Raw genomic sequence first — 22,060 nt, forward strand, 5'->3', positions numbered from 1 at the left:
TAATCCTATGAGCTCTTACCACCTAGCCTATAAAACCTCTCATCTGTGTATTTCTCAATTCTTTTAGCATAGTATCGAATCCATTTAATAGATATTATCTTTTAGCGAAGTTGGATTCGTCCACGAATTAAGGCAGTATGAGTTTTTTCCTTATATTTGCAGGTGATTTCTATCAAGAATAATAGATAATGATAATACGTATGCATAAAAATAGGAGAAGACTACTGACACTGACTCTCTCGGTAGCAACACTACTGGTAGCAGGAAGTGGATTCCAAGCTGCAGCTCAGGGTGTAGAGTCTACACCACTCACCAGACTTGGGTACGGTAATCTATCTAACACCTCACCAGTCGCATGGAGAGGAATGGGTGGTGTAGGTATCGGTATGAGTAGCCCTAAAGTAATCAATCTACAAAACCCTGCAGCATACGGTGCTACAGACTCCCTCTCCTTCATTATGGATATAGGAGCATCGGCTATTTGGGGGCACTACACAGACCAGACAGGCTCCAAGAATGCGCTCCTAGGTGGACTAGACTACCTCGCCCTACAATTCCCGCTCTACAAAGATAGGATTGCGGTAAGCGCAGGTGTGGTACCATTCTCAAGCGTAGGTTATAGCCTTATCAGTGATGTCACCATTGATGGTAGGGAAAATGCCAACCTGATGCGCCAAACTTTTACAGGCAAAGGTTCTCTACAGTCATTTTACCTAGGATTAGGAGCCAGAGTAGCAGGAGGATTGTACCTCGGAGCCAATGTGAAGTACCACTTCGGCAGGCTCACGCATACGGTGCACCTACAACCAAGCGCTCAAGTGCTATCACAGGACTTTCAGAGCTATAGTATCCGCCTTGATAACTGGGGTATGGACTTAGGGGCACAATATAAGTTCAATCTCCCCACCAAGCAAAAAGACCAGGTAACAATAGGTATCACCTACTCTCCTCAGATCAAGCTCACCCCGGAGCTTACCTCTTTCGTCAATCGTAACTACGGCTCCACAAATAAGCCCGATATTTCTAGCGACACACTCAGGTTCGCATCAGCTATGCCACATAAGATTGGCTTTGGTGTAGCGTGGGACATTCCTGAGAAGATGACACTAGCAGCAGATTTCGAGGCTCAGCTATGGGGCTCCAAGGGCATTGCTAACCCATTTGCTGGGGATGGTGTTGCGCTAAAGAATAGCTATAGAGGAGCTCTAGGTGTAGAGTTCACCCCAGACAACTACTCACGCAGGTACTATCAGAGGATGTACTACCGTGCTGGTATCAACTACCGCAATTCATACCTCGATATTCCAAGTGTGGGACAGTTACACACTGTCGGAGCTTCCTTTGGTATCGGTATGCCAGTCAATCTATTTACTAGCGATAGAAGTTCGCTCGTCAATCTCACCCTAGAGTACAATAGAGGTTTTTCCACAATACAGAAGAACTTCTCTCAGGATATGCTGAAGCTATCTATTAGCCTCAACTTTAATGAAACGTGGTTCAGAAAACTAAAAATCTATTAAGAGACTAAACCGACTGCTACGAGTGTAATCACAGAGATATAAAGCTAACAATTAGTGGTCGGCTTATAGAACAGGAATATATAATTATAAAGGAATAAGACAATGAAGAAAGGACTTTTACTACTATCGGCTCTAATGTTGAGCCTGTTCTCACTAGTTAAGGTGAGTGCACAGACAGGAGTAGCATCTGGAACTCCCTTTGGTCACGGCAACGACAGTATTCAGTGCCGTAGAAACATTACTTTCTACAAGACCTATCACCAGAGCCAAAACTTTAAGGACGCATACGACTTCTGGAAGAAGGTATATGACAATTGCCCTGCAGCAAGCAAGGACACCTATATCATAGGTAAGGAACTACTTAATTGGAAGGTAGAGCAGGCTAAGACCCCTGAAGAGAAGGTCAAGTTTGTAGACCTTCTTATGGAGATGTACGATACCCGTATCAAGTACTTCGGTGATGATGAGAATGCGGGTAAAGACTTTATCCTAGGCGATAAAGTATCTGACTACATGCGTCACATGGGCAATGAGTCTGACTACAACAAAATCTATAGCTGGCTAGAGCCAGTAGTTAAGGAGCTAGGTGTAAATACCGACCCTCTAGCACTATCACTATTTGATTACGCTTCTATGGCAAGGATGATTATGGATCCTAGTCTCAAGCAGCAGTATATCAATGAGCACCTCATGGTAGATGGTTACTATGACCAAAAGATTAAGGAGCTTCAAGCAGCAGGCAACGAGAAGGCTGTAGCAGCCTACCAGGGATACAAGGAAGGTAGCCAAGCTATGTTTGCACAGAGTGGCGCCGCTAGCTGTGATGTAATGGAGAAGGTATATGGTCCACTAGTAGAGTCAAAGAAGAGCGACAAGGAGTGGCTATCAAAGACCGTAGCACTTCTACAGTCTGTTGGCTGTATCGAGAGCAACGTATACTTTACTATGTCTGAGCACCTTTTCAACCTTGAGCCTACTGCAGATGCTGCTACAGGTATTGCGAATAAGGCATACAAGGAAGGCAATTATAGCCGTGCTCGCGAGTACTACGAGAAGGCTATTGACCTGAGCACCGACAACAATAAGAAGGGAGAAATCTACTACATGCTAGCAGTAATGAGCCAGAAGCAGGGTAGCTTCGGCACTGCACGCAACTACGCTAACCAGGCTATGAGCCTCAAAAGCAACTTCGGTGCGCCAATGCTTCTTATTGCCAGTATGTACGCTTCATCTGCAAAGAGCATCTACCCTGATGACCCTATCAAGCAGAGAATTGTGTACTGCCTAGCAGTAGATAAGGCACAACGTGCTAAGGCTATTGATAGCAGCGTAGCTGGTCAGGCCAATCAATTGATCAATAGCTTCAGCCAGTACTACCCAGCAAAGGAGGATGTATTTATGCACCCAGATCTTTCAGAGGGAGCATCCTTCACCGTAGGTGGATGGATTGGAGAAGCTACTACTATCCGGACTAAGTAAGTTAGATTAACTAATTACTCTTTCCCCCTATGCGGGGTGAAGGATATGAGTGATAAATCGTCACGACATATAATAAGTAAGATGCTAGCACAGCCCACTTTGTGGGTCTGTGCTGGCATCTTTTTGTATATCACAGCTGCACTATCGGCTTGTGGTGGTAAAAAGAGCGACACCATTCTCGCAGATGTTGACTCCCTTTCCTACTCCTCGATTACTCGTGATGTCTCCTCTCTAATATCCGATAGCGGCATCACCAAGTATAAACTCGAGGCGCCCATCTGGTATACTTACGATAATCCAGAACCCTATTGGTATTTCCCAGAAGGGATGTACGTAGAGCAGTTCGACACCCTATTTGCGACACAAGCCTCTATCAAAGCCGATACAGCCTATTATTACCAGGCAAAGAAGCTCTGGCAATTGGTCGGCAACGTAGAAGTACTCAATAGAGAAGGAGGTCGCTTCTTTGGCAATTCTCTCTATTGGGACGAACAACTACAGGAAGTATATTCGCACGAACACACCCTTATCATACCGAAGCCAGGACAGCTTATAGAGAGCAAGTACGGCTTCCGTAGCAATCAATCTATGACCCGATACGAGCTCTATTCGTCATTCGGTCATGTGGATGTCGAAGACCACCCAATGGCACCAGCCGACTCCACCTCAACGGCATCTGGGACAGCGCCCGACACTCTTAGCTTAGCCCCAGCTGCCATTTAATAATACCCTATGATATACCTCGGAATACTCATCTGTATCCTGCTCTCTGGCTTCTTTAGTATGTCGGAGATTAGCTTCGTATCTGCCGACCGCCTGCAAGTGGAGCTCGATAAAAATAGAGGCAATGCACTCTCTCGCATCGCAACACACTTCTATAAGAACGGTGGTCGCTTCATCACCACTGCCCTCGTCGGGAATAATATCGTGAATGTGGTCTATGGACTACTCGTAGCCATGTTACTAGAGAATCCGCTGAAGGCTTTCCTACATAGCGACTTCCTTGTGGTCTTGATACAAACCATTATCTCTACCGCACTAGTCATCGTATTCTCAGAGTATATACCAAAGGCCATAGGTCAGATGAAACCCAATATAACTGTTCGCATCATCACTTTTCCCTTCTTCATCATCTACATCTTACTATTTCCGATTACTCTTCTGGTATCTTGGATAAGTAAACTAATTTTTAAGCTCTTTGGCGTAAAGAACGAAGACGACACAGTACAACCTCTCTCCAAGATAGACCTAGACTACTTTATTGAGAGTAATGTAACACAAGACAGCAAGTCGGAAGAGGCTAGAATACTACAAAATGCACTCGAGTTTGCCGACATTAAAGTACGCGACTGCTTGGTGCCACGTAATGAGATAGTTGCAGTAGACTACGATATTCCGCGTGAAGAACTGACAGAACTATTCGACCGCACAGGCTTCTCCAAACTCCCAGTATACAAAGAAGACATAGATGATATTATCGGTTATATCCACAGTATCGAAATGTTTCGCCTAGGTAGCGAGGACGACTGGAAAGGTCGCATCCTACCTACTATATTTATCCCTGAGTCTCTTCCTGCCGAGAACGCACTAAAACAACTCATGCAAAAGAAACGGAGTGTAGCCATCGTAGTAGATGAGCTAGGAGGTACAGCTGGGATGCTCACCCTTGAGGACATCGTGGAGGAAATCTTTGGAGACATTGAAGATGAGCACGACACCAAGCGTATTGCTATGCGCAAAGTAGGTGATAACGAATACATCATATCGGGACGCGCCGAGGTCGACACCCTCAATGAAGAGTTTGATCTCGAGATTCCTGAAGACGAAGAATATCAGACCCTAGCCGGATTTATCCTACACCATAGTCAGGAGATACCCCATGCAGGAGAAGAATTCAATATCCCACCCTTCTTCCAAGTACAAGTAATGAGGGCTACGGGCAATAAGATAACACTAGTAAGACTAAGGAAAATTGAACATATATAGAGAGTATGTATAGGACAACTACTTGTGGCGCACTCCGTGCGTCCAACATTGGAGAAGAGGTAACCCTAGCAGGATGGGTACAGCGCAATCGAAAGATGGGAGGCATGAGCTTTATCGACCTCCGTGACCGCTATGGCATCACTCAGCTAGTATTCACAGAGGAGCACGATGCAGAGCTAGCAGAGAAAGCTGCGCACCTAGGTCGTGAATATGTCATTCAAGTAACGGGTAAGGTAGCTGAGCGCTCAGCGAAAAACGATAAGATTGCTACAGGAGAAATCGAAGTAATCGTGGAGCGCTTGGAGGTACTCAATTGCTCTCAGACCCCTCCATTTACTATTGAAGACCAATCAGACGGAGGCGATGAACTACGTATGAAGTACCGCTATCTTGATCTCCGTCGCTCCGTTGTCCGTCGCAACCTCGAACTGCGTCACAAGATGGGTATCGAGATTCGCCAATATCTCGATGGGCTCGATTTCTTGGAGGTGGAGACACCCGTCCTTATTAAGTCGACCCCTGAGGGTGCACGCGACTTCGTGGTACCTAGCCGCATGAATCCAGGCGAGTTTTATGCTCTACCACAGTCACCACAGACCTTCAAACAGCTACTCATGGTAGCAGGATTCGACCGCTACTTCCAGATTGTGAAGTGTTTCCGTGACGAAGACCTTCGTGCCGATCGCCAGCCGGAGTTTACCCAGATCGATTGTGAGATGTCCTTCGTAGAGCAGGAGGATATCCTCAATACCTTTGAAGGTCTATCAAAACACCTATTCAAGACCATTCTAGGCATTGATCAAACCGAGTCTTATCCACGTATCTCTTGGCACGACGCTATGAAGTATTACGGTAGCGATAAGCCAGATACCCGCTTCGGGATGCGTTTTGTAGAGCTTATGGATACCCTTCAGGGGCACGGTTTCTCTGTATTCGATGACGCCAAGTATATCGGCGGAATCTGCGTCAAAGGTGCAGCGGTTTACACCCGCAAACAACTAGACCAACTTACAGAGTTTGTGAAGAAACCACAGGTGGGCGCCAAGGGTATGGTCTATGCTCGAGTAGAGGAGAGTGGCAATGTGAAGAGTAGTGTAGATAAGTTCTATACCCAAGAGACCCTTCAGCAACTGGCCAAAGTCATGGAAGCTCAGGCAGGTGACCTTATCCTCATCCTCAGTGGCGATGATACCATGAAGACCCGCAAACAACTCGGCACTCTACGTCTTCACGTAGCCGAAGAGCAAGGGCTGATGGATCCAAGCAACTTCTCATGCCTATGGGTAGTAGACTTCCCACTTCTAGAGTGGGACGAAGAGACACAGCGCTACTACGCTATGCACCACCCATTCACTGCGCCCAAGCCTGAGGATATCAATCTACTCGAGACCAACCCAGGAGCAGTACGCGCCAATGCCTATGACATGGTCATCAATGGCGTAGAAGTAGGAGGTGGTTCTATCCGTATCCACGATAGCAAGCTACAGAAAAAGATGTTCGAGGTACTTGGATTTACCGAAGAGAAGGCAGAAGAGCAGTTTGGCTTCCTCATGAATGCCTTCAAGTTCGGCGCACCACCTCATGGAGGTATCGCTTATGGTTTCGACCGCTGGGTATCCCTCTTTGCACAGCTCAATAGCATTCGAGATACCATCGCATTCCCTAAGAATAACTCTGGTCGTGATGTAATGATCGATGCCCCTTCTCAGCTCGATCCTGATCAGCTCGATGAGCTATTCCTCAAGACCATTGCACCAGAAGCATAAGCGGTTCAATTAAAAGCCGTTATCGCTACAACAATGTCTGGCTAGCGCTCTTATTCAATAGAATTAGCCAAAGTATACAAATTTATCTCTAGGAATAAATTTATTTATCTGTACAAATAAATATTTTTATTCCTAGAGATAATTTTATTTATTCCTAGGAATAAATTTCTCCCCTAGCGCTATCCACAACAGGCACTCGCCTAATTATTATTATGGGATATGAATATTTCCACACACAGATAATATGATGAATACTATTAATCCACACCATACACTGATGTATGTATTGCCTTTACGATGGCTTCGGTCGGCTCCATCCCATTCGTCATTAGGCGAAGAGGCAATGGCGCATCCCCTACTCTATAAGGAGGCTGCAGGTAGGGCATATCCCAGAGCTTAAAGCCCAACCGCTCATAGAAGCCTATCCGACGGCATGCCATCTCCTCCTCCGGAAGCTCTACCTCGAAGATAATCTGCCGCTTTCCTAATAGGAAAGACTTCATCACTTCGGCGCCCACCCCATGTCCTCGGCAAGAAGAGTCAATCGCAAAGTGCTCTCCATAATACCACTCGCCCAACTCCCAATAGGTAAGTAATCCTACGACTATCCCTTCATCCTCAATCCCCAAGAGGTGATACCTCGGTTCATCCGAAAGCAATCTAGATATTTCCTCCACCTCTCGACGCTCTTCCCGAGGGAATGCTTCGAGATAAAAACGCTCTACAGGCGCCATAGTCTTCAATTCTCTAAGTACAATCATGTAACAAATCTACCAAATTTCCTCTTCTTCTTTTCGCTACTAAAAAAAGGGACTGCCACCTCTGCGACAATCCCTATATCTATACAATATTCTTCTAGCAACCTACTTCTCAGGCAGAATAATACCTTTCTTGGCGTAATACCTACAGAAGGGAGCTAGCCCGCAGTTAGCACACTTAGGGCTACGTGCTAGGCAAGTGTACCGACCATGTAAGATGAGCCAATGATGCGATATTGCTCTCTGTGCCTCGGGGATATGCTTCACGAGTTGCTCCTCCACCTTAAGTGGTGTATTGGCGGTCTGTGGGGCTAGCCCTAAACGGCGAGCGACACGGTAGACATGTGTATCCACAGCTATACAGGGTTGATCGTAGAGTACGCTAAGGACTACGTTGGCAGTCTTACGTCCTACCCCAGGTAGCTTCACAAGCTCCTTAGGGTCTTGGGGAATCACTCCACCAAACTCCTCTGAGAGCATACGCGACAATCCTTCGAGATGCTTAGCTTTGCTATTGGGGTAAGAGCAGCTGCGCACATACTCAAATAGCTCCTCAGCCGTAGCATGTGACATAGCTTCGGCAGTAGGGTATGCTTCAAAAAGAGCCGGAGTAATCATGTTCACCCTCTTATCGGTGCACTGAGCAGAGAGTACTACCGCTACCAAAAGTTGGAAGGGGCTTTGGTAGTCTAGTTCGGTCTCCGCTACTGGCACATGCTCCGCAAACCAGTCGAGAACAGCCTGATATCGCTCAGCAAGTTTCATCGTGCGCCCTCGAACTGCTCTAGGAAGCGGAGGTCATTTTCGGAGAAGAGCCGAAGGTCACTCACGCTATACTTCAGGTTGGCAATACGCTCTACACCCATACCTAGGGCATAGCCAGCGTACTTGGTACTATTGATACCACAAGCCTCAAGCACAGCGCTATCCACCATACCACAACCAAGGATTTCCACCCAGCCAGTGTGCTTACAAAGGTTACACCCTGCACCGCCACAGATGTTACAAGAAATATCCATCTCGGCACTAGGCTCAGTAAATGGGAAGTAACTAGGACGTAGGCGAATCTTGGTATGCTCACCGAACATCTCCCTAGAGAAGTGCATCAATACCTGACGGAGGTCTGCGAAGCTCACCTTCTCTTTTTCTGCAATATAGAGGGCTTCTACCTGATGGAAGAAGCAGTGTGCACGTGCCGATACCGCCTCATTGCGGTATACACGTCCTGGGCAGATGATACGGATAGGGGGCTGCGTACTAGTCATCACTCTAGTCTGTACCGATGACGTATGTGTACGGAGCAGTACCTCGGGATGGTGGGATACGAAGAATGTGTCCTGCATATCGCGTGCGGGGTGATCCTCTGCGAAATTAAGGCTCTCAAATACATGCCAATCATCCTCTATCTCTGGTCCCTCAGCTACATTGAAGCCTAGACGACTAAAGATATCGATAATCTCCTCCCTCACGAGGCTAAGCGGATGACGTGTGCCTAGAGGCAGTGGATACGCTGTACGCGATAGGTCTAGCCCTTGAAGCTCCTCTGAGTGCCTTTCTGCAGCTAGGTTTTGCTTAAACTCCTCTATCCTATTAGTAACATCCGTCTTTAGCTCATTGATGAGCATACCTACCTCACGCTTCTCCTCGGCTGGCACATTCTTGAAGTCTGCCATCAGCTGATTGAGGAGCCCCTTTTTACTTAGGTACTTTAGCCTCAAAGCCTCTAGCTCCTCTTCATTATGGGGAGCGACTAGAGCTTTAACCTCTTGGGAGAGTAATTGAATCTTCTCTTTCATATCTCTTATTTGTTATCTATTTTCGTATGTCGATTAACTAGCGGGAGCAAGCCTAGTGCTATCAGCCCCACCATATTAGTCCAGATAAATACTTGGAAGGTATGCACAATAAGTGCAAAGTTCTGAGCATTGGAGGTCTCTACCCCAAATGCCATTAGGGAATATATCACCATAAAGTGCCAAGCTCCCATACCGCCTTGGACAGGAGCGACAATAGCCACACTCCCCATTACAAAGGAGAGAAGCCCTACGGCTGGTCCTAGATCCGATGTGAAGCTAAAGGCATAAAAGGTGATATAAAACTGCAGGAAGTAGCTTGCCCATATCCCCACCGTGTAGAGGTGGAATAGCCACTTCTTATCCATCGTCCGTATAGTACGAAGCCCCTCTCTCACATTTCGGAAACTATGCATTGTCCTTTCGCTCTTCCGAACCCAATGCATTGCCACAAGCACTAATACAATAAGGAGAAGTAGCACTATATAGAGCCAAGGAGAGCGCATGACCCCTTGGAGCTTGAGGAGTGCATCGGGGTTGTTTTCAAAGAAACTAGTAAAGAAAGGGGTATTGAGCAACAGCCCTAACAAAATCATGACAGAGACAGCCACGACATCGTAGATACGATCAATGAAGAGGGTACCTACTAGCTTGGATATACTGATGCCCGAATAGTGCGACATAGCACCCACACGCCACACCTCGCCCAGACGGGGTAGAGCCATATTGACTACATAATTTCCGTGCGTAGTAAGTAGAGAATTTACTGCACGGACATTAGGGTCGAGACGTTTATTGAGCAAGTGCCACCTAAAACCCCTAAATGTATTCCCTAGGGTACCAAATAGGGATGCGAAGATGATGATACCAAAGTTGGCATCACCACGAAGCGTCTCTAATAGAGTCTCCACATCCATATTGCGGTACAGCAGCCACAGGATTAATACTCCGAAGGCCAACGGCACCAGCACCTTTAGTGTAGTCTTAAGTCCCTTATTCATTGTCTCATCGCCACCCCTCATCACTTTTTTGTATCTTTGCATAGCAACGCGAGGATGGTTTCGCAAAATTACCATTTCTTCGGCAATATTTAGAATAAAAGAGATGCAAAAGGTACGAGCAAAGAAAGCACTGGGGCAACACTTCCTCCGCAATCAAGATATTGCAGAGCGGATTGCCGACACCCTTGTAAAGCACAAGTTACCCATTCTCGAAGTAGGACCAGGCATGGGGGTGCTGACTCAGTACCTAATCCCTAAGTATCAAGAGACGAAAGTGGTGGAGATAGATACTGAATCAATCAGCTACCTAAGAGTCGCTTTCCCATCACTAATTCCTAATATTATAGAGGCAGACTTCCTCTCCCTACCCCTCGATCGAGTATTTAATGGGCAACCATTTGTCTTGATTGGCAATTACCCCTACAACATCAGTAGCCAGATATTTTTCCACATGCTAGAGTATAGGGAGCTAATTCCGGCAGCATCGGGGATGCTCCAGAAAGAGGTTGCGCAGAGATTGGCGAGCGGTCCTGGGTCGAAAGACTACGGCATCCTCAGTGTGCTCCTCCAAGCATGGTATGATATTGAGTATCTATTTAGTGTGGCACCAGGGAACTTCGACCCACCACCAAAAGTGCAGAGTGGTGTGATACGAATGGTACGTAATAACCGTAAGGAACTAGGGTGCGATGAACAGCTCTTCAAGAATGTGGTGAAGACGACTTTCAACCGCCGACGTAAGATGCTGCGCAATTCGCTCCAGCCACTATTAGGAGAGCGCCATCTACCAGAGGGGTATCCGCTTCTCCAAAAGCGACCCGAACAACTAGGGGTAGATGACTTCATTGCCCTTACCAACGATATAGCAGAAGTACTCCGATGATAGAGATGAGTAATGAGGAGGCAAAGTATATTACGAGCCTCATAGAAGAACGGAAGGAAGAGGAGCTAAAGTCATTAGTTGAGCAGCTCTATCCAGCCGACATTGCCGAGCTATTGGAGGAGCTCCCAGCAGAGGAGACCCTCTTCTTCTACCGCCTGCTCCCAGGTACGGTAGCAGCCGATGTGCTGATGGAGATGGATGAGGTGGAGCGTAAGGAAGTCCTCGACCTACTCACGGACGAAGAGATTGCCGACACGTTCTTGACCCACATGGATTCGGACGACGCTGCCGACCTACTCCAAGAGCTTGACGAAGACAAACAGGATGCTATCCTCGCCCACGTAGAGGATATTGAACAGGCGGGAGAGATCATAGACCTTCTAAAGTACGAGGAGGATACCGCAGGAGGTATCATGCGGAAGGAGATGATGGTCGTCAACGAGAACTGGTCTATGCCCCGCTGTATGGAGGAGCTCCGTATACAGGCGGCAGAGATGGAGGATGTCTACTACATCTATGTGATTGACGATGAGGAGCGACTTCAAGGTATTCTGCCTATTAAGAAGGTACTGACCAGCCCCAATGTGTCCAAGATAAAGCACGTAATACTACGCGACCCTATCGTTGTTCATGAGAATGACACTGCAGAGGAGGTGGTACGCACCTTTGAGCGCTACGACCTAGTTGCCATACCGGTGGTAGATAGTATTGGACGACTAGTTGGTGTTATTACTGTGGACGACGTAGTGGATCAGATGCGTGAGCTGCATGAGAAGGACTACCAGTTGGCATCTGGTCTTTCCTCCGATATTGAGAGCTCCGATACTGTTGTAAGACAGATAGGGGCGCGGCTCCCTTGGCTACTACTTGGAATGGTAGGAGGAATGCTCAATAGTGTTATCCTCGGAGGGTACGACAATGTATTTGCTGCTGTGCCAGCTATCTCGCTATTTATCCCTTTGATGGGTGGAACAGGAGGAAACGTAGGGATGCAATCGTCAGCAATCATCGTACAAGACCTCGCCACGGGTTCTATCAAGCCTGGAAAGGTAGGGTCACTCCTACTTAAGGAACTTGCAATAGCGCTGATGAATGGTGGTATCCTTAGCTTGGTTCTCTTCATATACAATTACTTCTACCTCAAGGATATCGTTGTGATGTCCTCGGTCTCTATCAGTATTTTCACAGTAGTACTCTTCGCTAGCTTATCGGGAACCATTGTTCCGCTTACCTTGGAGCGCCTCAAGATGGATCCGGCTCGAGCTACAGGTCCTTTCATCACCATTATGAACGACCTTATAGGTATGTTCATATACATGAACGTTACCAACTTCCTATTCAATTACTTCAACTAAATTAGGATGAGAAAATACATTCTATTCGCCCTCCTATTACTCATAGGGCTTTCTTCGTGTAAGAGCAAGAAGGCACTCACTAACGACCAGTACGCTAATAAGGCTCAGAAAGAGGTGTACCAGCCTCAGAAGCGAGAGTTTAGAGCAGCATGGATTCCAAATGCTTGGAGAGGGGAGTACATGGGTAGGAGTAGTGCATACATACAGAAGAGTCTGAGAGATCGGCTCGACCTACTACAGAGGACGGGCTTCAATGTAATAATATTCCAGGTTCGCTCGGAGGCAGATGCTTGGTACTATAGTCCGTATGAGCCATGGAGCCGTACGCTAACTGGCACCCAAGGTGTTGCTCCTGCGCCCATGTGGGATCCGCTCGACTTCATGGTAAAAGAGTGCCACGCTAGAGGAATGGAGCTACATGCTTGGATTAACCCCTATAGAGCGGCTACGAACGTAAATACTACCCTCGCTCCTAATCACCCCTACCATAGGCACCCTGAGTGGTTTTTCAAGTACGGCAATCAGCTCTACTTCAATCCCGCTCTCCCTGCAGTACAGCGCTATACTTGCCAAGTAGTCGACGACATTGTGGAGCGATACGATATCGATGCTATACATATTGACGACTACTTCTACCCATACCCGATAGCCGGGGAAGTGATTCCGGATATTGCAGACTACCAAGCGAGCCCTCGTGGATTTGCTAATATCGGAGACTGGAGAAGAGACAATGTGAACCAACTCATCAGCCAATTATCGGCTACGATTAAGGCGCGCAAACCTCATGTCCGCTTTGGTATCAGCCCCTTTGGTATCTATCGTAATGAGAAAAGCGACCCTGAAAGGGGAAGCAAGACCAAGGGGCTCCAAAACTACGACGACCTCTATGCAGACATTCTCCTATGGGACGTGATGGGATGGGTGGACTATATTGTACCCCAAATATACTGGGAAATTGGGCACAAGACTGCCGAACATACTGAGCTCGCTCGGTGGTGGAGCCAGCATATACATCTAGCCCAATACTATATAGGTCAGGATGTTAAGCGAACTATGGATCATGATGAGCTACACTCCAAACTCAATATAGCCAATCGCACAGCACTGGGTGTCGTAATGTGGCCTGCCGATGAGCTATTCTCAAACTATAAGGGAGTCACCACAACTATGCGCACTCGGTACTGGACAAAGCCCGCACTCGTACCAGCTTCTGCCTATCCAAGTAGTATCCGTAGGTTCGATGAACCGAAGCGAGAGACCTCTATCGTGAGTCATGAAGGCAAACTCACTCTCTTCTGGGAACCAGATATGCCGTATCCCTCTGGATTGGAGACTAAGTACTACGTTATCTATATCCATAAACCAGGAGAGAAGCTCTCCAAGGCGACCTCTGAGGATAATCTATTAGCGACTACCCAAGAGCCTTTCTACGTACTCCCCTATATTAATGGGAAGGAACGAGTGGCTTTCACTATTACTCGAATAGATAGATACAATCAGGAAACACTCATTGCACACAACGTAAAAGCCAAGATATGAAGAAGTTGTTGCTCTCCCTTCTCCTCCCTCTATTTACCCTTAGTTGCCTAGCTCAGGTGCCACTGCTACCGAAGCCACAGCAAGTAGAATGGCTCAGAGGAGAAACAAAAGCGAAAGACCTAGGCGCTGTCACTTACTCAGACGCCTCCCTTTCGGAATATGCCCAACTTATCGGAAGTACATTCTCGCTAGAAGGGAAAGGCAAGCGAGGGGGCATACAGCTCCAGCTCAATCTAAAGGACAGCAATAAAGAAGCTTATCGACTCTCTATTACACAAAAGGGAATCGAAGTAAGCGCAGTTACCCCCACTGGCATATTCTACGCTATCCAGACGCTTCGCCAGCTCTACAACAAGGAGACAGAGGCTTTCCAAATGGTCAAGATATACGATGCTCCTGCCTTCCCGTTCCGTGGCTATATGGTAGATGTAGGGCGCAACTACCAGAGTATCTCCCTGCTCAAGCAGCAGATAGACGTGATGGCAACACTCAAGCTCAATGTGTTCCATTTCCATCTAACTGAGGATGTGGCATGGCGCTTAGAGATTAAGCAGTACCCACAGCTCACTAGCCCCGAGTCCATGACCCGTGACCACGGTCTATTCTATACCGAGGCAGACATCAAGGAGCTACAGAAGTACTGCGAAGATAGGCACATCACCTTTATGCCCGAGATAGATATGCCAGGGCACTCCAAAGCATTCGTCAGAGCCATGGGCTTCGAGATGCAAACCCCTGAGGGCACTCAGGCTGTTGCCAATATCCTAAAGGAGGTGACAGAGACCTACAACTTCGATATCATCCATATCGGTGGCGACGAGGTCAAGATTACAGACACGAAGTTTCTACCTACAATGATACACATCCTAGAGAGCAAAGGTATCAAAGTAATGGGATGGCAACCTGGTGGCAACCTCACCAATAGTGTTATCAGACAGCTATGGGGTGAAGACTCTAGCACTCTATCAGAGGGTTCCGACCTAGTCTATATTGACTCTCGCAACCTCTACATCAATCACCACGACGCTTTGGAGGGCGTACCATTGATATTCAATCACAAGATAGGCGGGCAAGACAAGGCATCCGACCGTGCTATCGGTGCTACGCTCTGCCTGTGGAACGACCGTCGACTTCGGAGAGGAGAAGATAACTTCGCCCACAACGCAGTGTACCCTTCCCTATTCGCCTTTGCCGAAAGGACTTGGGTAGGAGGTGGCGACGCCTACTCCTATGTAGGGATTCAGGAGAAAACCCTGCAAGAACTTGCCGACCTAGAGCATCGAATAATAGCTCTACACCAAGACCTCTTCCCTTATCTTCCCTTCCAATACGTTCCGCAGACTAATATCCGATGGAATATCTACGGTCCCTACAACAACGAAGGAGAGACCTCTCGTGCCTTTGCTCCCGAGATAGAAGGTGTGGAGACGCTCCAGCCCGATACCACATTAGTAGGTGGCACAATTATCCTGCGCCACTGGTGGCACCCTGCAGTCCATGGGCACTTCCAAGATGCGAAACCCAATACCACTTATTATGCCTCCCGCCAAGTGTGGAGCGACACCGATAAGATAGCAGACATGTGGATAGGCTTCTATGACTTCTCTCGCTCCCAGGCAACCCCTACCCCTGCGCTTGACACTTGGAATAACTATGATGCCAAGATATGGATCAATGGCGAAGAGATACACCCACCTAAGTGGCTCAGAGCAGGACAGAAGGGAGGCGATAACGAGTACCCCTATGAGGATGAAAACTATATCATGCGTACTCCACACAAAGTACATTTGAAGAAGGGTATGAATACTATTCTAGTTAAAGCCCCTATCCCGTCCTTCAACTCCGGCATCTGGTACGCGCCGAATAAATGGATGTTTACCGCAGTCCTTCTCGATGGTTCTGAAACCAAATAGGCTACAGCCAAGAGATAGTAAAACACGGGGTAGACTCTAGCGATGAGTCTACCCCGTGTTTTACTATCACCTATTGGCTTAGTCGTCTAGCTTAGTTCCGAAAGCTAAGTCACCAGCATCGCCAAGACCAGGAATAATATAGGAATGGTCATCAATCTCAGGGTCATTGACCGCTGTCCATAGCGTACAATCCTCAGGCATTACCTTAGACAAATAGTCTAGTGCAGGCTGGCTAGAGATAACTGAGGCTATATGAAGCTCCTTAGGAGTACCCTTGGTAAGGATAGCCTTGTATGCCAACTCCATGGAGCTACCTGTAGCCAGCATCGGATCTACAAGAATCAAGGTCTTACCTTCAATAGAAGGAGAAGAGAGGTACTCTATCATCACTTCAAAATTGAGACGATCCTTGTACCTACGGTATGCCGATACAAAACAATTCTCAGCTCTATCGAAGTAATTCACAAAGCCCTGGTGTAAAGGTAATCCAGCGCGGAGGATAGTTGCCACTACTACTTGGTTTTGATCCAACATATCGGTAGAGACAGCCAAAGGGGTCTGCACATCAGTCGCCTTGTATTCAAAGGTCTTACTCATTTCATAAGCTAGCACCTCGCCGATACGCTCTATGTTACGCTTGAAGCGCATGCGATCACCTTGAATATTCACATCGCGGAGCTCAGCGATAAAGCGATTAAGAATCGAGTTTTGCTCCGAAAGATTGATAACTTTCATACTTCTTTATATCATTTGTTTAGTATTATTTTCTACTCAGTAAGGCATCGTATGCCGCTTTGCGCTCCAGCACTTGCTCTACATACTTGGTGGTCTCTCTACCCCTCAGGTAGCCATTACGGACAACCGCATCATTGTAGTACTCTGGGTTGCTCTTCAGAATAATAAATTGCCTCACCCCTCCGTTCCAAATGGTATCTGGGGCATTGTGTTTGCGTGCCAACCGCATCGCATCTAAGACATGCCCTGCACCAGCATTGTATCCTGCCAAGGTGAAGTAAAGCCTCTGTAATGGATCCTTCACTTCCGAAAAATACCTATAGGTATCCATCAGCACATCCACAGAGACACGTACCGACACTTCTGGCTGTAACAACTGTGCCTTGCTAGCACCATGAGAGCGTCCAGTACTCGGCATAATGCCCATTAGTCCTCTTGCCCCACTCCAACCGACAACGTTGCTCCTGAACGTACTCTCTTGATAGGCAATAGCCGCAAGCAAAGTCCATGCCCATGGTGTACGCTTGGCTTCAGACTTAAATATATTATCATAGACCGAGATAGCTCCGCGCTCCAAAGCTACCTTAAGGGGCTTCTTAGTATTGCCTATGATAAATTGCCTCAAATGGCTATTCTGCTCCTTTAGCTCTGAGTAATGGCGAATCTTCTCGGGAGCCAAGAGATAGGTATCTAGTCGCTCTACCATTTCGCTATTGCCCTTAGCAACAGCCCAACTATAACGGATAGGAGCGCTCACCAAGAGACTATTATCCAGACTAGGGTAGAAGAGCTTCATGCTACTAGCTAGCTCTTTGCCTGCTATCGCATACTTTATGCTATCCACCTGAGCCATCTTCAAGAGTATTTCCTCTATACTGAGGGTGTCTGGAATAGTTATATTTATTGGGTACCCTATCTCCTCTTCTATCTGCCGAAGGCGCAGCTCCCCTGCGCTACCATACTCTGTCCACACATCTTTCCCAGCAATCTCAGAGAGGGAATGAACCACAGACCCCTTCTTCTGCACCAATACAAGCGAAGTAGTATCTACAATACCGCCGAAGTCAAAAGCCTCCGTATTGGCTTTGGTCATAGGAATAGGGGTAATACACAAATCTACTTTACCCTCAGATACCCAATTGAGAAGGCTATCGGTACTTTTCGCAATATGAATATCTAGAGCCAACTGGTGTGCTTGAGCAAAGTCGACAACCTTTTGGTACTCTTGACCCATAGTCTCCCCTCGGTATAGGTAGAAATCCTGTGGCGAAGTCATTGTCGCAATCCTAAGCGTATCCGACTCCTCTATCTCTGCCCACGAGCGAAAAAAAATCCTCTCACTCTCGGTAGTCTCTGTTGTGTCATCACAGGCGACCAAGAGTAAGAGGAAGGGTATCAATAAGAGTATTCTATTCTTCATACTACGTAAAGTAAAAAGCCCTTGAGGTACTCACCCTCGGGGTGATAGATACTCACAGGATGATCGGCGAACTGACCGAACTGCTGCAGTACCCTTATCTCTCTGCCAGCATGCAGAGCACTAGTGAAGAGCGCCTGACGGAAGTCCTCCACGCTCACTACTTGCGAGCATGAGAAGGTAAAGAGCAAACCCCCAGAAGCTATCTTGCGCATCGCCTCGGTATTGAGTTTACGGTACCCTTGTAGTCCATTTTTAAGGACTTCACGTCTCTTAGCAAAGGCTGGCGGGTCTAGTACAATAAGGTCGAATGCGCCCTCTTTCATATCGTATAGGTACTTGAAGGCATCCTCCACCACAGAACTATGCTTCTCTAGCTCTGGCTCCGAAAAGTTAAGCCTCATATTCGACTCCAGCATATCAATAGCTTTGGCAGAACTATCGAGGGAGACTACCTGACGGGCACCACCCCTCAGGGCATAGAGCGAAAAGCCACCCGTATAGCTAAACATATTGAGTACCTTTTTGTCCTTCGCCAATTCTCCTACCCTCTGTCGGCTTAGTCGCTGATCCAGAAAGAAACCTGTCTTTTGCCCCTTCAGGATATCAGGAGCAAACCTCAGCCCATTTTCCTCAGCCACTATCGTCTCGATATCATGCCTTTCACCCCATAGCAATTGATCAAGTACGGGTTCCTCTATGGGCAGTGTGTCGCTCGACTTATAATAGATGGCACTAAGGTGTTGACCATAGAGAGCTTTCAGCGCCTCCACTATCTCCTTCTGCCGAATATGCATGGTTAGGGTATGCGCTTGGATGACAGCCACATTCCCATAGATATCTATGATAAGTCCAGGCAACCTATCCCCCTCACCGTGAACTAGTCTATACGCCTCATTAGGTGACTCCAGAAGACCAAGTACTCTCCTCATATCTAGAGACTCCCTCAGTCGGCGTACCCAAAAGTCGGCGTCTATGCTTTCCTCCTCATCAAAAGTAAGCAAGCGTACAGCGATACTCCCCTCCTCATAGTAGCCACGGGCAAGAAACCGATCCCCCTCGTCTACTACATCCACAATATCTCCTATCTCTATCCCCTTGACACTAACCAAAGCCCTAGAGAATATCCAAGGATGCCTACGGTCTAGAGAGGCGATACGCCCCGAATTTAGTTGCACACGCTTCATTGCTTACTTTGCTTACTATCTTTCTTCTTCAGCACCCTTTTCTTAGGTTGCTGTACATCCAAATTAAAATACATACTCCTATTGAGTACCCTCTTAAAGCCTTCGAATATCCTAAGCCCTGCATAGGCATCGAGTGCGGCATAGTCTACTTGCCCCTCCGTAAGCTCCTCACGCTCCCAATCGGAGAGCCTTTGCCCCTTGCTAATACGCTTATTATATAGCACAGCATAAAGCCGAGTCAGAGAGAGCACCTCCACTCCTGCACCTTTCGCAAGCGTACGAAGGTCTACCATCCTATTCGTTATCAACTGGTGATCCGCCCACAACCCTTTGGCATCATCACCAATAGCTACACCGACCTTAGCGATACGCTTACTCTTGAGTATCTTCTGCAGCGGCTCCAGTAGCTTCTTGTCCCACGAGGGCAATAGACGAAAAAGCACCACAAAGTCGGGACTCGACAGTTGTAGGAGAGAGACCTTATAGCTCTTGCCTTTACGGAAAGAAGGCTTCGTCTCGGTATCAAAGCCAAGTACCTTATTACCCTCCTTCAGACGATTACAAGCCTCCTCCACCTGCTCTATAGAACTGGTATGAGACAGCACCACCACACCGATAGGTAGGGTCTCAGGCTCCAGTTTCTGCAGCTCCTCTTTTGTGATATTTGTCTTATACTCTGCCATCACATCCAATCCTCATGTTCCCCATCCTCAGCAAGCTCGAAGTCGGGATCATTCAATAAGTCATGTAACTGTCGGAGTGCTGCCAATAGGAGCGTTCCCCATCGCTCCATCATCGTATAGCGTACCTCAGCCACGGCTTGATACATATTCTGCTCATGCACACTCCTCATAATCCACAAGAAGTCCGCTAGTGCTTGGTAGATATCGGCTAGCACTTCAGCCACACTTACGCTAACAGGTCTATCGGAGTACTTCATTTCCTCCATCTGAGCATTGAGAAAACGATCATGCTCTCCCAATATTCGCTCCAAGCGATTTTGGACAGCCTCATAGTCTTCCTCCCTCACTTGGCGCTCTAGTACGGTAAAAGGATCCAATGTAAGCGTAGGAAGTGCCAAGCCAAATGCATAGATATCAGCAAGAAGGCGTCTGCAGTTCTCTACTGTATCTCTATCCCATCTAGGAGTAGTCGCTGGCTCCACGAGTGCACAGTAGGCTGCTGCCACTTGCACGAAGTCCAGGACACCAGGCATCCTCAATATACTCTTATCCTTTTCCATAGTCATATTACCGTCAGTATAAACCTCACAAAGGTAGCTAAAATCCCCCACATAGAGAGCGCATTTGGAAAGCAATCCAGGGCAATCCTATGTACAACCCCTACCAAGGAACCGTTTGCCCGAGATTAGCTATTGGTACTCTACCGAGCGGCTTCAGTCTCTCCCGGGAGGGACTGGAGTTCCTCCCGGGAAAAACTAGAGTCTCTCGCGGGAGAAACTGGAGTTTATAGCGGGAGAAACTCTAGCCACTAGGGCGAGAGAATATTATTACGACGTATGGGGCAAGAAAAGAGACTGGGGAGGATTATCCACTAGATCACTAAGCAACAGTCTCCTAGAAGAGTATGTGAAAACAGAGCTACGACAGGAAATGCCCCGCCGTAGCTCTGCTATTGGTTACCGAAAATTAGCGCTGCTGCACTAGATATACAACCACAGGGAAGTGGTCACTATAACCATCGATAAAAGAATTGTCCTGAAAGGTACGATGTGGATAACCTTTACGTTTGCCCTCCTGTGTAACTAGGAAATCACGGTTAAACACTTCCATCTTCCAAAGCCTCAGTTTTTGATCATCGGTAAGTAACCCCTTAGATACTATCATCTGGTCGAAGAAGTTCCAGCTGTCTTGATAGACCAGCGTACCAATACCCTTCTCCAATAGCGATGCTGCGGGATTGTAAAGTCCTTGGACACCGACCTCGCTCCTCAACTTCTTGGCATTGAGAACCTCTGTCACGCTCCTATTGGTAGGGTCATCATTGAAGTCACCCATCATGATAATCTTTGCATTGGGCTCTTCTTGGTATATCTTATCCATAATCTGCTTAGAGAGGCGTGCCGCAGCTAAGCGAAGGGGCTCAGAAGCGCCACCACCATAGCGACTAGGCCAGTGGACTACAATGAAGTGCACCTTCTCACCAGCAATGTAGCCATACGCATGAAGCTGATCACGGGTAACGAAATCGGGCTGTTCTTCCCACTTAAGAGTATGGTACTCATAACCCTCAAGGGTAAAGATATTAGGATTATACAATGCACCTACATCAATACCTCTACGGTCGGGACCATCTTCGTGCACCACCTTGAGCTCCATACCTTTTACCGCTTCCCGTTGTGTAAGATCCTCAAGGACTCTCCTATTTTCGACCTCAGCAACACCTATAAAAGCAGCACCGTATGGTGTTACCTCCTTCCCTAGAGAGCCGAGAACGCGAGCCAGATTATCGAGCTTACGCTCATACTGAATCTGAGTCCAGCGATAGGACCCAGTGGGTAGAAAGTCGTCATCCCCCGTATTATTGGGATCATCGTCGCAATCAAAGAGATTCTCTAGATTGTAAAATCCTACTGCGTAGGCGTTGTACTGCTTGCCGTCACTATTACGGGCAACTTGCTTGGTGGAGCCACAGCTCCCCAAGACAAGCGCCGTAATAACAACGATAATGGCACGCCACGTGTACAGTGTCTTCCTCATAATCTAAA

General features: G+C 47.4%; 19 protein-coding genes. 9 read left to right on the forward strand and 10 right to left on the reverse strand.

Annotated elements, in window-relative coordinates; all coding sequences use genetic code 11:
- Positions 1 to 200 precede the first annotated feature (200 nt).
- The 5 genes from bamG to aspS all read left to right on the forward strand — a co-directional run bounded on the left by bamG (position 201) and on the right by aspS (position 6,751).
- Positions 201 to 1,520: a BamG family beta-barrel-assembly machinery protein gene (bamG, locus tag IX315_RS00005; protein WP_240704054.1), complete on the forward strand. Its 1,320-nt coding sequence runs from the start codon at positions 201 to 203 to the stop codon at positions 1,518 to 1,520.
- A 102-nt stretch (positions 1,521 to 1,622) separates the two neighbouring features.
- On the forward strand, positions 1,623 to 2,999 hold the full coding sequence (locus IX315_RS00010) for a tetratricopeptide repeat protein (protein ID WP_018357392.1): 1,377 nt from the start codon (positions 1,623 to 1,625) through the stop codon (positions 2,997 to 2,999).
- 45 nt (positions 3,000 to 3,044) lie between these two features.
- Positions 3,045 to 3,722: a hypothetical protein gene (locus IX315_RS00015; RefSeq protein WP_240704053.1), complete on the forward strand. Its 678-nt coding sequence runs from the start codon at positions 3,045 to 3,047 to the stop codon at positions 3,720 to 3,722.
- A 9-nt stretch (positions 3,723 to 3,731) separates the two neighbouring features.
- Positions 3,732 to 4,985, forward strand: coding sequence for a hemolysin family protein (locus IX315_RS00020; protein ID WP_018357394.1), 1,254 nt, complete (start codon positions 3,732 to 3,734; stop codon positions 4,983 to 4,985).
- A gap of 5 nt (positions 4,986 to 4,990) precedes the next feature.
- Positions 4,991 to 6,751, forward strand: a complete 1,761-nt coding sequence (gene aspS, locus IX315_RS00025; protein WP_211637889.1) for an aspartate--tRNA ligase — start codon at positions 4,991 to 4,993, stop codon at positions 6,749 to 6,751.
- A gap of 257 nt (positions 6,752 to 7,008) precedes the next feature.
- Here aspS and IX315_RS00030 read toward each other — a convergent pair whose 3' ends face one another.
- The 4 genes from IX315_RS00030 to IX315_RS00045 all read right to left on the reverse strand — a co-directional run bounded on the left by IX315_RS00030 (position 7,009) and on the right by IX315_RS00045 (position 10,345).
- The gene (locus IX315_RS00030; RefSeq protein WP_018357396.1) at positions 7,009 to 7,512 is read right to left on the reverse strand and encodes a GNAT family N-acetyltransferase; all 504 of its coding nucleotides are present in this window, start codon (positions 7,510 to 7,512) and stop codon (positions 7,009 to 7,011) included.
- 102 nt (positions 7,513 to 7,614) lie between these two features.
- Positions 7,615 to 8,274: an endonuclease III gene (gene nth, locus IX315_RS00035; RefSeq protein WP_211837058.1), complete on the reverse strand. Its 660-nt coding sequence runs from the start codon at positions 8,272 to 8,274 to the stop codon at positions 7,615 to 7,617.
- Positions 8,271 to 9,305, reverse strand: coding sequence for a phenylalanine--tRNA ligase subunit alpha (pheS, locus tag IX315_RS00040; RefSeq protein ID WP_211637886.1), 1,035 nt, complete (start codon positions 9,303 to 9,305; stop codon positions 8,271 to 8,273). Before pheS ends, nth begins: the two co-directional genes overlap by 4 nt.
- A 5-nt stretch (positions 9,306 to 9,310) precedes the next feature.
- Complete coding sequence (locus IX315_RS00045; protein WP_211637884.1) at positions 9,311 to 10,345, reverse strand: lysylphosphatidylglycerol synthase transmembrane domain-containing protein; 1,035 nt, start codon at positions 10,343 to 10,345, stop codon at positions 9,311 to 9,313.
- 61 nt (positions 10,346 to 10,406) lie between these two features.
- Between IX315_RS00045 and rsmA the strand changes: the two genes are divergently transcribed.
- From rsmA to IX315_RS00065, 4 genes are read left to right on the forward strand one after another with little or no spacing between them, the layout of a single operon-like run.
- On the forward strand, positions 10,407 to 11,186 hold the full coding sequence (gene rsmA / locus IX315_RS00050) for a 16S rRNA (adenine(1518)-N(6)/adenine(1519)-N(6))-dimethyltransferase RsmA (protein WP_018357400.1): 780 nt from the start codon (positions 10,407 to 10,409) through the stop codon (positions 11,184 to 11,186).
- Positions 11,183 to 12,541 carry a magnesium transporter gene (mgtE, locus tag IX315_RS00055; RefSeq protein ID WP_211637882.1) on the forward strand — a complete coding sequence of 453 codons (1,359 nt, stop codon included), beginning with the start codon at positions 11,183 to 11,185 and terminating at the stop codon, positions 12,539 to 12,541. Before rsmA ends, mgtE begins: the two co-directional genes overlap by 4 nt.
- A 6-nt stretch (positions 12,542 to 12,547) precedes the next feature.
- Entirely contained in the window at positions 12,548 to 14,080 is a 1,533-nt protein-coding gene (locus IX315_RS00060; RefSeq protein WP_211637881.1) for a glycoside hydrolase family 10-like protein, read from the forward strand.
- Positions 14,077 to 15,993 (forward strand): beta-N-acetylhexosaminidase, encoded by a 1,917-nt coding sequence (locus tag IX315_RS00065; RefSeq protein WP_018357403.1) that lies wholly within the window; start codon positions 14,077 to 14,079, stop codon positions 15,991 to 15,993. Before IX315_RS00060 ends, IX315_RS00065 begins: the two co-directional genes overlap by 4 nt.
- A gap of 78 nt (positions 15,994 to 16,071) precedes the next feature.
- Here IX315_RS00065 and upp read toward each other — a convergent pair whose 3' ends face one another.
- The 6 genes from upp to IX315_RS00095 form a co-directional block, all read right to left on the reverse strand.
- The gene (gene upp, locus IX315_RS00070; protein ID WP_018357404.1) at positions 16,072 to 16,728 is read right to left on the reverse strand and encodes a uracil phosphoribosyltransferase; all 657 of its coding nucleotides are present in this window, start codon (positions 16,726 to 16,728) and stop codon (positions 16,072 to 16,074) included.
- A gap of 25 nt (positions 16,729 to 16,753) precedes the next feature.
- Complete coding sequence (locus IX315_RS00075) at positions 16,754 to 18,148, reverse strand: MltF family protein (RefSeq protein ID WP_134848931.1); 1,395 nt, start codon at positions 18,146 to 18,148, stop codon at positions 16,754 to 16,756.
- The gene (locus IX315_RS00080; protein ID WP_211833413.1) at positions 18,145 to 19,332 is read right to left on the reverse strand and encodes a class I SAM-dependent rRNA methyltransferase; all 1,188 of its coding nucleotides are present in this window, start codon (positions 19,330 to 19,332) and stop codon (positions 18,145 to 18,147) included. Before IX315_RS00080 ends, IX315_RS00075 begins: the two co-directional genes overlap by 4 nt.
- Positions 19,329 to 20,015 (reverse strand): 3'-5' exonuclease, encoded by a 687-nt coding sequence (locus IX315_RS00085; RefSeq protein WP_211635597.1) that lies wholly within the window; start codon positions 20,013 to 20,015, stop codon positions 19,329 to 19,331. Before IX315_RS00085 ends, IX315_RS00080 begins: the two co-directional genes overlap by 4 nt.
- Entirely contained in the window at positions 20,015 to 20,575 is a 561-nt protein-coding gene (locus tag IX315_RS00090; protein ID WP_134848929.1) for a DUF5063 domain-containing protein, read from the reverse strand. The genes IX315_RS00085 and IX315_RS00090 overlap by 1 nt, the downstream gene beginning before the upstream one ends.
- Before the next feature lie 406 nt (positions 20,576 to 20,981).
- The gene (locus IX315_RS00095) at positions 20,982 to 22,052 is read right to left on the reverse strand and encodes an endonuclease/exonuclease/phosphatase family protein (RefSeq protein WP_211640616.1); all 1,071 of its coding nucleotides are present in this window, start codon (positions 22,050 to 22,052) and stop codon (positions 20,982 to 20,984) included.
- Between the last annotated feature and the right edge of the window lie 8 nt (positions 22,053 to 22,060).

The sequence above is a fragment of the Porphyromonas levii genome (genome assembly GCF_018206105.1).
Lineage (GTDB): Bacteria > Bacteroidota > Bacteroidia > Bacteroidales > Porphyromonadaceae > Porphyromonas_A > Porphyromonas_A levii.

Excerpts from the sequence above, each read along its gene's own strand:
- bamG (WP_240704054.1), top strand. The coding sequence starts at position 201 with ATGCATAAAAATAGGAGAAGACTACTGACACTGACTCTCTCGGTAGCA.
- IX315_RS00010 (WP_018357392.1), top strand. The coding sequence starts at position 1,623 with ATGAAGAAAGGACTTTTACTACTATCGGCTCTAATGTTGAGCCTGTTC.
- IX315_RS00015 (WP_240704053.1), top strand. The coding sequence starts at position 3,045 with ATGAGTGATAAATCGTCACGACATATAATAAGTAAGATGCTAGCACAG.
- IX315_RS00020 (WP_018357394.1), top strand. The coding sequence starts at position 3,732 with ATGATATACCTCGGAATACTCATCTGTATCCTGCTCTCTGGCTTCTTT.
- aspS (WP_211637889.1), top strand. The coding sequence starts at position 4,991 with ATGTATAGGACAACTACTTGTGGCGCACTCCGTGCGTCCAACATTGGA.
- IX315_RS00030 (WP_018357396.1), bottom strand. The coding sequence starts at position 7,512 with ATGATTGTACTTAGAGAATTGAAGACTATGGCGCCTGTAGAGCGTTTT.
- nth (WP_211837058.1), bottom strand. The coding sequence starts at position 8,274 with ATGAAACTTGCTGAGCGATATCAGGCTGTTCTCGACTGGTTTGCGGAG.
- pheS (WP_211637886.1), bottom strand. The coding sequence starts at position 9,305 with ATGAAAGAGAAGATTCAATTACTCTCCCAAGAGGTTAAAGCTCTAGTC.
- IX315_RS00045 (WP_211637884.1), bottom strand. The coding sequence starts at position 10,345 with ATGCAAAGATACAAAAAAGTGATGAGGGGTGGCGATGAGACAATGAAT.
- rsmA (WP_018357400.1), top strand. The coding sequence starts at position 10,407 with ATGCAAAAGGTACGAGCAAAGAAAGCACTGGGGCAACACTTCCTCCGC.
- mgtE (WP_211637882.1), top strand. The coding sequence starts at position 11,183 with ATGATAGAGATGAGTAATGAGGAGGCAAAGTATATTACGAGCCTCATA.
- IX315_RS00060 (WP_211637881.1), top strand. The coding sequence starts at position 12,548 with ATGAGAAAATACATTCTATTCGCCCTCCTATTACTCATAGGGCTTTCT.
- IX315_RS00065 (WP_018357403.1), top strand. The coding sequence starts at position 14,077 with ATGAAGAAGTTGTTGCTCTCCCTTCTCCTCCCTCTATTTACCCTTAGT.
- upp (WP_018357404.1), bottom strand. The coding sequence starts at position 16,728 with ATGAAAGTTATCAATCTTTCGGAGCAAAACTCGATTCTTAATCGCTTT.
- IX315_RS00075 (WP_134848931.1), bottom strand. The coding sequence starts at position 18,148 with ATGAAGAATAGAATACTCTTATTGATACCCTTCCTCTTACTCTTGGTC.
- IX315_RS00080 (WP_211833413.1), bottom strand. The coding sequence starts at position 19,332 with ATGAAGCGTGTGCAACTAAATTCGGGGCGTATCGCCTCTCTAGACCGT.
- IX315_RS00085 (WP_211635597.1), bottom strand. The coding sequence starts at position 20,015 with ATGGCAGAGTATAAGACAAATATCACAAAAGAGGAGCTGCAGAAACTG.
- IX315_RS00090 (WP_134848929.1), bottom strand. The coding sequence starts at position 20,575 with ATGGAAAAGGATAAGAGTATATTGAGGATGCCTGGTGTCCTGGACTTC.
- IX315_RS00095 (WP_211640616.1), bottom strand. The coding sequence starts at position 22,052 with ATGAGGAAGACACTGTACACGTGGCGTGCCATTATCGTTGTTATTACG.